Origin of the sequence: Candidatus Cardinium sp. cByotN1 (genome assembly GCF_022810525.1) — a bacterium.
GTDB lineage: Bacteria > Bacteroidota > Bacteroidia > Cytophagales > Amoebophilaceae > Cardinium.
Window position 1 is genome coordinate 1 of record NZ_JAACGG010000099.1, and the last position, 9,915, is coordinate 9,915.

Genomic DNA, 9,915 nt, shown 5'->3' on the forward strand with positions numbered 1-9,915 from the left:
CAAGAAGGAGAAAAAATGGGTCTCGAAAAAGGTAAGCTAGAGGGAGAAAGGGAAAAAGCCCTTTCCATAGCCAAGTCTATGGTTCTAAAAGGCTACCCTTTGGATGATATTACTTTCCTTACTGGTTTGTCTCGATCCCAAATACAGGATCTTATATAACCATTGTCATTGATTCACCCCATCAAAACTTACTATTTCTTTTTATTTTACTTTTGACGATATGCTGTGTTAGATCATTGCTGAGCGTAAAGAACGCTTTCCTTTCCAAAAGCAACGATACCATATAACAATGCCCCTTTAGGTATTTCCTGACCTTTGTCAGCAAAAGCTTCTTTGACACCTATTTTAATACTTCTGCCATGTTTGAGCTCTTGTGTGCCATAGACATAACGTTTATGGAGACAAATAAACGCATCTATGTTTAAACATGTGGAATATTATTCAGGCGTATATAATAAATGGGGGCTTAAATCGAAACCGTAACTTTTTGTTCACTCGCCCCCGCTGGTCCTTACTATATACGTTATAATAGATCATTTTTAAGTAGCATCAATCATACGGCCACCCAAATATAGATCAGTATGGTAAAGCATGCCAATATTGATATTTTTTTTGTAAGTTTATGAATTGTAAAGCTCAAGTTGAGTAGTCAACCTATAGCTTTTAGATAGAAGTGTATATTTAATTTCATTTTTTAACCACGCAAAACAGCCGCAAACAAATAGTTTAAAGTTGTTTTCAATTAACAATAAAGTCAATACCTCGCCTTTATGAATGCAACAGAAGGAGTTTTCAACTGGGATCAATATGACAACACTGGTAAGCTAGGCAGTGCATATACAGATCAAGAAAAAGAAGCTATTGCTGAACTATATGGAGCTACTTTAAGCGCTATTAGTCAGTATGAAGTAGTAAAAGGATCAGTTATAAGTATCACCCATAAAGATGTTATTGTCGGTGTTGGATATAAATCTGATGGGTTAATCGCTGCTTCTGAGTTTAGAGATCTGCCTGAACTAAAGCCAGGTGATGAAGTTGAGGTATATATAGAAGAAACAGAGAATACCAAAGGTCAATTGGTCCTTTCTCGTAAAAAAGCAAAATTAGTCAGGGCCTGGGAAAAAATAGAACATGCATTAGAACATGGTCAAGTTTTAGAAGGTCTTGTTAAACGTAGAACAAAAGGCGGCTTAATTGTAGAAGTTTGTGATATTGAAACTTTTTTACCTGGTTCCCAAATTGATATCAGGCCTGTTTTGGACTTTGATGTGTTTGTAGGTAAAACCATTGATGTAGTCGTTATTAAAATCAATCATGCCAATGATAATGTAGTGGTCTCTCATAAAGCCTTAACTGAAAAGAAACTGGAGGGACAAAAGCTCGAAATCATGAGTAAACTTGAAAAAGGACAAATTCTAGAGGGTTATGTCAAAAACATAACTAAATTTGGTGCTTTTATTGATTTAGGCGGGGTAGATGGGTTGCTGCACAAGTTAGATATGTCCTGGAGCAGAGTCAACCATCCAGAAGAGTTATTCACGCTTGGTCAAAAAGTACGTGTAGTAGTAATTGGCTTTAATGAAGATAAAAAGCGTATTTCTTTAGGTATGAAGCAACTCGAAGAACATCCATGGGATTCTCTCCCAGAAACAGTGCAAGTAGGCTCTACTATTAAGGGTACCATAACCAATATTGCCGATTATGGTCTTTTTATAGAGCTCATGCCTGGTGTGGAGGGTTTCGTATATGTTTTAGACATTTCATGGTCACAGTATTTACGCGATATCAACGAACATTACAAAATAGGCGATACTATTGAAACCTGTATCTTATCCTTGGATCGTAAAACTCATAAAATATCTTTAGGGATCAAACAATTAACTGGTGATCCATGGGAAAATGATGCATTCCTATCTACCTATGCAGTAGGAACCACTCATGAAGGTGTTGTACGGAATCTAACCCACTTTGGCGCTTTTATAGAGCTAGAACCAGGTATTGAAGGTCTCTTGCACGTTTCTCGTCTGTCTGGAACCAAACGTATTGCCCATCCTGGGGATGTGCTCAAATTAACAGAGAAAGTAGAAGCAGTTGTACTGGGCATTAATTGTGAAAACAGACGCCTTTCACTTGGCTTAAAGCAAGAGAATTCATGGGATGCCTGTGAGAAAATTTTTCAAGTAGGCACCATACATAAAGGTACTGTTCTGAAAAAAATTCCAGGTCGTGGTGCCATTGTTGAATTAGTACATGGTATAGAAGGCCAGGTACCGCAACAGCATTTAATGAAAGTAGATGGCCAGGAAGCAGAAGTAGGAGAAGAATTAGACTTTCAAGTAATGAAATTTGCTAAAACAGATAAAAAAATAATTTTATCTCATAAAATTATTTTTAATCCAGCCATTGAGCCGAAAGTTGAGTCAAAACCCAAGTCAGAGCCTAAAGGAAAAATAGAAAAAACTTCATCCACTAGAGGATTTGAAGCTTTTGCTGATTTAAAAGAAAAACTAGAACAAAATATAAAAGGAGGTAGTAAAGAGTAATTATTTTATTTGGGTCGCGTGGCCGAGTGGCTAGGCAGAGGTCTGCAAAACCTCTTACGGTGGTTCGAATCCACTCGCGACCTCTAGTGAATCTATGTTGATTCCCATCAATAGTTTGTTTGCTTGATCTATAAAAGTTTATTTCTATATTCATATATTTCTTATATATTCCTTTATATTTTTTGCCTGGGTGGCGGAATTGGTAGACGCGTTGGTCTCAAAAACCAATGATAGTGATATCGTGCCGGTTCGATTCCGGCCTCAGGTACTTCAATATAGAGTGGCTTACATATCAGATGGGAGCATACTTTAATCAGCGTTATCAACTTATTTTTTGTAGTTCTAGTAAACTTTATTGAAATCATAATTGATTTCGTTGTAACGCATTCCTAAGATTAGGCCATTTCCCCTGTATGCTGTACAGTGCAAAATTTTTAATAAAGTCGTAACTTTAAAGTGAAGTAATGAATCTCACTTGAAGCAAGTCTCAGCTAAGGCAGTAAGCTATTTTACCCAATTACTTCATATAGAAAACTTTTGATTGTATAGAGTCATGAAAGGAGATGAAATGCTTGATCTAAATGATTGGAATTTGCATCAGCTTGCAAGGTCAGTATCCAAAACACCAGCAGAGACAAAGCAGGCCTGGTTAAAGATACGCGAAGCTTGTTCATGGGTAGAAAGCTTGGCAGATCAGTCAGATCTAATAAGTTCTAAGCATGCCTTACATGAATCTATTCAGGTGGCCATTATTGCTACTACGGAGATGCATCTGGAACTTTCTACTGTTATTGCTGCCATATTAGCACCATCTTTCTTAAAAGGGCTGATTCAGGAACAAGCCATTCAAAGACGTTTTAGCCTAAAAATAGCTTCTGTGTTAGTAGAGCTTAATCGCTTAAAACGTTTCAAGATGCGTCTTAGTTCGATTTTTGATTCTCTGAATTATCCTGATGTAGCTACTCCCCGTATTGTAGCAGTTTTGCTACAGATTTGTGATATTATTCGCGTAAGTACTAGCGGGTTGCCATTCGAAAGTTTAGATTCAGAATTCCTTTATTGTTCTAGTAACGAAATCTTGATTGATCTAAAATATTTGTATATCCCACTTGCGCACAGAATTCGGTTATATCATATTCAAGCTAAATTAGCCGATTTTTGGCTCAAACATACAGATACCCTTACGTATTATTCTATCACTTCGAAACTTGGCATGACTAAGTTTCAAAGACAACAAAAGCTAAATCTTATATCTGAGGAGGTTCATTCTGCCATTCAAGCCCATGGTATTAATTTTGTATTAAAAAAACGCATTAAGTCTGTATATTCTATCTGGCATAAAATTCAAAGACTCAAGGTAGACGTTGATCAAATACACGATCTTGCTGCTGTCAGGATTATTCTAGTTGGTATGAGTGGTAAAACGCTACAAGAAGAAAAAATAGCTTGCTGGAAGGTACTGAGTATCCTGACTGGGCTTTATAAGCCAGTTTGTAATATTATGAGAGACTGGATCAGTATACCCAGAGATAGTAGTTATGAATCACTTCATCTTACCTTTGAAACCTATAAATATGGACGCTTGGAGGTTCAAATACGTACAGAACGCATGGATTATATAGCAGAGCATGGTCAGGCAGCGCACTGGAAGTATAAACACTTGGATTAACGGTAGGCCTATAACAGAGCCATCTTTATATCGATTTAGCACTGTAATAAACTGCTATTTGTTTGTATCGGCTCAGTGAATGGTGTCAACTGAAGGAATCAGCTGATTAAGAAAGTTTTTAAAAAAATTGATTATAGCTATAGTTAACTAGCACTTATGCACCACATAGGCAGTTTGACTCTAATAGCTACTCCTATCTTTCTTAATTAAATTGTTCTAGATGGTCATGTAACCCTCCTAAGGCAATCTAAAACAAGCCCTCCTAAGGCTGCTCCAACAGCCTATCAATAATTAGGCTATCATCTGCTTAGACTGCATCTTTATTTTGCAAGTAGCATGTAAAATTAAATTGGCATTTCCCTAATCTTCTAGCAAAGATTAGGTGCATTTCTTACATATTTCAACTAATTTTACTACCTTAACGCTTGATTGCTTTAGCTAGTTTTTTATAAAAAATTTTAATCATCTAAATTTGCAATACTAAAGAGGCAAGCTTTTATTAATAAACTTTTGTAACTCGCTTGCTACTCCAGGCTTGTAGAAGCAACAGATTGGAAAGTGCAAACATAATAAACCTGTCTTGAGGCTCAAACACTGCTTGAGACTTGAAATTATTAACACAAGTAACGTTGTTCATGAAGTATTTGTTTATCATCTAAATAGCTACAAAATCGATATGCTTAAGAAAACAATCCTGCTATGTAGCCTTTCTATCGGCTTGTATATTTCTTCTATGCATTCCACTTATGGTCACCTCCAACAACCTGTTATACCACCCGATGAGCTTGCCACTATTGCTAAATCAGCCCCTATAGACAAACATGTAGCCCCTATAGATGTGCATATAGCCGCTGCTAAAGGAAATGTCAACCATTTGCGTGCTTTAATTGCTGCTGGAAAAAATATCCAAGTATTAGATAAAAATAAAATTAGTGCCTTGCATATAGCAGCTGCTAGAGGGTATTTATTTTGTGCGCAAGAGCTTATTAATGTAGGGGCTAAAGTAAATATAGTGGATTACCTAGGCAGAACACCCCTCTATTTTGCTGCTCAGAATGGTCAATTAGATATTATGAAAGAGCTTATTGCAGTTGGTGCCTCCATTAAGCTATCTGATAATGAAGGTAGAACACCCCTCCATGTGGCTGCAGAAGCTGGCCAAGCACGGTGTATAAGCTACTTGATTCAAAAAGGAGCAGATGTAAATGGGTTTGATAAAAATGGGCTTACACCTTTACATTGTACTGCTTTATCAGGTTCACTTTTAGCCCTTCAAGCCTTGATAAAAGCAGGTGCAAAAGTAAACGTATTTACCAAAGATTATAAGTTAACTCCGCTACATGCTGCTGCGCAAAGCGGTAATCTTGAATGTATTCGGTTATTAATCTATAACCAAGCTAAAGTAAATGCAATTACACCCAATGGTGTTTCACCACTTTACTTAGCTGCACGACATGGTAAACTGGCAGTAGTCAAAGAACTTTTAAAGCATAAAGCAGATGTCCATGCCGTAGAGGGACTATATACACCTTTACATGTGGCGGCTTTAAACGGCCATTTAGATTGTTTAAATCTATTATTAAAGGCAGGTGCTAAGCCATCTGTGCGTAATAAAGAACAAAATACCCCGCTGCATTTGGCAGCTCTTTATGGTCAAACCGATTGTTTACAAGCCTTGATCAATATCAATGAAGCCTATGTACAATTAATAGGCGAAAAGCAACGCACTCCTTTACACTGGGCTGCTCGATCAGGCCATGTTGACTGTGTGGCAAGACTTATTAAGGCAGGCGCACCCATAAATATGCCAGACTTCCATAATAAAACACCTCTTCATTTGAGTGCTTTTTATGGCCATGACACCTGCCTAAGGATGTTATTAAAAGCCGGTGCCAATCCACATGCCACTACCCATGAACAATATACTCCGTTGCATATGGCTGCTAAAAGGGGCAACATAAAGTGTTTAGAAGCATTACTAGAAGCTAATAATGAGCTTTCTGTTGTCGAACGATTTAAAAATACCCCGCTTCATTTATCTGTTGCCTTTCAAAATGTAGAGGTTAGCTTGGCACTGATAGCAGCTGGTGCACCTGTAAATCTAGCTAATCAATGGGGAGTAATACCCCTACATATAGCTGCAAAAAAAAATGATTTGCTTGTTTTACAAGCACTTATTAAGGCAAAATCTAATGTTAATGCTGCAAAAAAATCAGGTGCTACTGCTATGCATGTAGCGGCAAAAAGAGGCTATCTATCTTGTTTAAAGGAATTGATACAAGCAGGTGGAAAGGTTAGAGTCTACAATCATGCTAAAGAAACCCCACTCTATCTAGCAGCTGCAAGTGGCCATTTGAATTGTCTAGAAGCATTGCTTGAAGCCGATCAGCATGAGGACTCTATAACTAAAAAGCTAAAAAGTAAAGTTAAAGATAAACCACTCCTTGATAAGGTTATTAAAAACAAGCCTAAACTAGATATAGTCAATCAATTGAATGAGACCCCTTTATATGCTGCAGTCAAGAATAGACATGTAGATTGTGTTTTATTGCTTATACGTTATGGTGCCAAGGTAAATATTAGAAGAAAAACAGGTGAAACCCTGTTACACACTGCGGCTCAAAATGGTTGTGAAGTTTGTGTAAGGGCTATTCTAGGCGCAGGAGCAGAGATTAATGCATTAGATGATTATAAAAATACACCCTTACACCTTGCGGCTCAAAATGGCCATATTAAAGTAGTCCAAGAACTAATGAGAGGAGGCGCTTTATCAAAGAAAAATAAGTTTAATAGAACACCTGCTTATGTAGCGTTACAGAATGGATATGTAACATGTTATAAATTACTGCAAGGTTACTTCGGACATCAATAGAGTTGTCACAAAAGGCTACGTCTGCTCTTGGTTCGCATTTTAATATCATCCTTGAATCTACTTTCCTATCCTTTTTTCTTCATTTTATTCGTATTTTTAACTACTTATAAATTTTAATTGCCTTACTTATGGATACCACACCAACGGATCGTATTATACCAATTAATATAGAAGACGAAATGCGTGATGCGTACATAGATTATTCTATGTCCGTTATTGTAGCCAGGGCACTTCCAGATGTTCGGGATGGTTTAAAACCTGTACATAGACGGGTATTGTATGCTATGCACGAGCTCGGTCTGAGTCAAAACAAATCTTATAAAAAATCTGCAAGAATTGTAGGAGAAGTGCTTGGTAAATACCATCCACATGGTGATGTAGCCATTTATGAAGCGATGGCCCGCATGGCCCAAAGCTGGTCGCTACGTTATCCGCTTGTAGAAGGTCAAGGTAACTTTGGCTCTATCGATGGAGATGCGCCTGCAGCTATGCGTTATACTGAAGCCCGTTTGGTGCACATGTCTGAAGAGTTAATTAAAGAAATTAATAAGGATACAGTTGATTTTCAGATTAACTTTGATGCTTCTCTCCAAGAACCTATAGTATTGCCTGCTAAACTTCCTAACTTGCTTTTGAATGGTGCCTCTGGTATTGCAGTGGGTATGGCCACCAATATGGCTCCTCATAATGCATCAGAAACCCTTAGTGCCATTGTCGCCTATATTGAGGATAATGATATAACGATTCCTCAGTTAATGGAATATGTTATAGCACCTGATTTTCCTACTGGGGGTATTATTTATGGTTATAGTGGGGTACGTGAAGCCTTTCAAACAGGAAGAGGACGTGTCCTATTGCGCGGAAAGGCAACTATTGAAGTAGCTGCTAGTGGGAAAGAGCAGATCATTGTCACTGAAATACCTTATCAGGTTAATAAGGCCGTTATGATAGAAAGAACAGCTCACCTGGTTAATGAAAAAAAAATAGAAGGCATTGCCGATATTCGAGATGAATCAGACAAGGAAGGTATGCGTATTGTCTATGAGCTCAAACGGGATGCAATAGCCAATGTAGTACTCAATAACCTCTACAAACAAACTCAGTTACAAAGCTCTTTTAGTGTCAATAATGTAGCCTTAGTAGCAGGTAGACCTAAGATTTTAAACTTAAAAGAACTTATAGTTCATTTTGTCGACCACAGACATGAGGTATTGGTACGCAAAACTAGTTTTGATCTAGAACATGCCAAAAAGAAAATACACCTATTAGCAGGTTATCTGATTGCTTTAGATCATTTAGATAAGGTTATTGCGCTCATCCGTGGTTCAAAAGATCCAGAAGTGGCTAAAGAAGGATTGATACAAACCTTTTCTTTGAGTCAGCTACAGGCAAAAGCTATTTTAGAAATGCGTTTACAGCGCCTTACCGGTCTAGAGCGTGCTAAGATTGTAGAAGAACACCAACAAGTGCAAAAACTGATTGATCATTTATTAGCGGTGTTGGCCGATAAAGCACTCCGTATGCAGTTGATTAAGGAAGAGTTGATGGCACTTAAAGAACGCTATGGTGATCCACGTAGAACCGTAGTAGCGTATGATGCAGATGCCTTTACGATGGAAGATATGATTCCAGATACGGAAGTGGTCATCATGATTTCCAACCAAGGTTACATTAAAAGGACTCCATTGGTTGACTATCGTCTTCAAGGTAGAGGAGGCGTAGGGGCTAAAGGTATCATTACTAAAAAAGATGATTTTACAGAGCATCTGTTTATAGCTACTGCGCACCAGTATTTATTGATATTTACAGAATATGGACAAGTCTATTGGGTGAAAGTCTATACGATACCAGAAACCAAGAAAACCACACAAGGAAAAGCCATACAGAATTTAATCAATATAACACCTGGGGATCAAGTCCGTAGTATTATTCAGGTAAGAAATTTAAAAGATAATGACTATGTAGATAACCATTATGTGGTTATGTGTACCAGAAAAGGTATTATTAAAAAAACGCCACTTCGTGCCTATGCTACACCACGTGCCAATGGCATTCATGCCATTGTAATTCGGGAGGGTGACTCTTTATTAGATGTGCAATTAACCAATGGTAGTCACCATATTGTATTAGCACTAGAGTCTGGTAGGGCTACCCAATTTAATGAGCAAGATGTGCGCCCTATGGGACGTGTGGCTTCTGGTATAAGGGGTATTACCCTAGCCCATGAACAAGACCGCGTGATTGGGATGGCCTGTTTCCCAAGTTCAGATTTAGATGTTTTGGTTGTTTCGGCAAATGGTTATGGAAAACGTTCTTCTCTTGCAGACTATCGTATTACCAAAAGAGGTGGCAAAGGTGTAAAAACGATGCAGATTACGGAAAAAACAGGTAAACTAGTAGCTATTCATGCGGTAAAAAACCAGGATGAATTAATGATTATGAATCAATCTGGTTTAGCGATTCGTATTGAAGTCAGTACACTACCCCTTATAGGTAGAGCGACACAAGGGGTACGCTTAATTCGACTAGGACAAAATGATACCATTGCGTCTGTGGCTAGAATAGATATTTTAGAGCAGGTAGCTAGCGAAAATCAGCAAGGGGTAGAGGGTATAGGTGATACGAATATAGATGTATTACCTGTTGAAAGATATAACCCAGTAGACGAAGATCTAGCTGCAGCAGAAGAGGTAGTTGTAGATTAAACGATTTGTACACCATGTTCGGGCATAACCCATCTTTGAAAATTTGTATCTGTTCATGACAGTTACTGAAAGCTTAGTTTACAGCTGGAAAAACAGGAGCCTCTCTGCAATCCATCCCGGCAACTG

Annotated in this window: 5 protein-coding genes and 2 tRNA genes; 6 read left to right on the forward strand and 1 reads right to left on the reverse strand. The window is 37.9% G+C overall.

Annotation, left to right across the window (positions count from 1 at the left end; translation table 11 throughout):
• Positions 1–233 precede the first annotated feature (233 nt).
• On the reverse strand, positions 234–419 hold the full coding sequence (traM, locus tag MUW73_RS04670) for a conjugative transposon protein TraM (protein WP_445083564.1): 186 nt from the start codon (positions 417–419) through the stop codon (positions 234–236).
• Between the two features lie 351 nt (positions 420–770).
• Between traM and MUW73_RS02875 the strand changes: the two genes are divergently transcribed.
• From MUW73_RS02875 to gyrA, 6 genes are all read left to right on the forward strand, one after another.
• Positions 771–2,543, forward strand: a complete 1,773-nt coding sequence (locus tag MUW73_RS02875) for a 30S ribosomal protein S1 (protein ID WP_243575235.1) — start codon at positions 771–773, stop codon at positions 2,541–2,543.
• Between the two features lie 12 nt (positions 2,544–2,555).
• Positions 2,556–2,626, forward strand: a tRNA-Cys gene (locus MUW73_RS02880).
• A gap of 101 nt (positions 2,627–2,727) precedes the next feature.
• A tRNA-Leu gene (locus tag MUW73_RS02885) sits at positions 2,728–2,811 on the forward strand.
• 285 nt (positions 2,812–3,096) lie between these two features.
• Positions 3,097–4,212 (forward strand): bifunctional (p)ppGpp synthetase/guanosine-3',5'-bis(diphosphate) 3'-pyrophosphohydrolase, encoded by a 1,116-nt coding sequence (locus MUW73_RS02890; RefSeq protein WP_243018271.1) that lies wholly within the window; start codon positions 3,097–3,099, stop codon positions 4,210–4,212.
• A 676-nt stretch (positions 4,213–4,888) separates the two neighbouring features.
• Positions 4,889–7,084: an ankyrin repeat domain-containing protein gene (locus MUW73_RS02895; RefSeq protein WP_243018270.1), complete on the forward strand. Its 2,196-nt coding sequence runs from the start codon at positions 4,889–4,891 to the stop codon at positions 7,082–7,084.
• 128 nt (positions 7,085–7,212) lie between these two features.
• Entirely contained in the window at positions 7,213–9,789 is a 2,577-nt protein-coding gene (gene gyrA, locus MUW73_RS02900) for a DNA gyrase subunit A (protein WP_243018269.1), read from the forward strand.
• The last annotated feature ends 126 nt before the right edge of the window (positions 9,790–9,915 follow it).

Coding starts and splice junctions, on each gene's coding strand:
- MUW73_RS02875 (WP_243575235.1), top strand. CDS start 771: ATGAATGCAACAGAAGGAGTTTTCAACTGGGATCAATATGACAACACT.
- MUW73_RS02890 (WP_243018271.1), top strand. CDS start 3,097: ATGAAAGGAGATGAAATGCTTGATCTAAATGATTGGAATTTGCATCAG.
- MUW73_RS02895 (WP_243018270.1), top strand. CDS start 4,889: ATGCTTAAGAAAACAATCCTGCTATGTAGCCTTTCTATCGGCTTGTAT.
- gyrA (WP_243018269.1), top strand. CDS start 7,213: ATGGATACCACACCAACGGATCGTATTATACCAATTAATATAGAAGAC.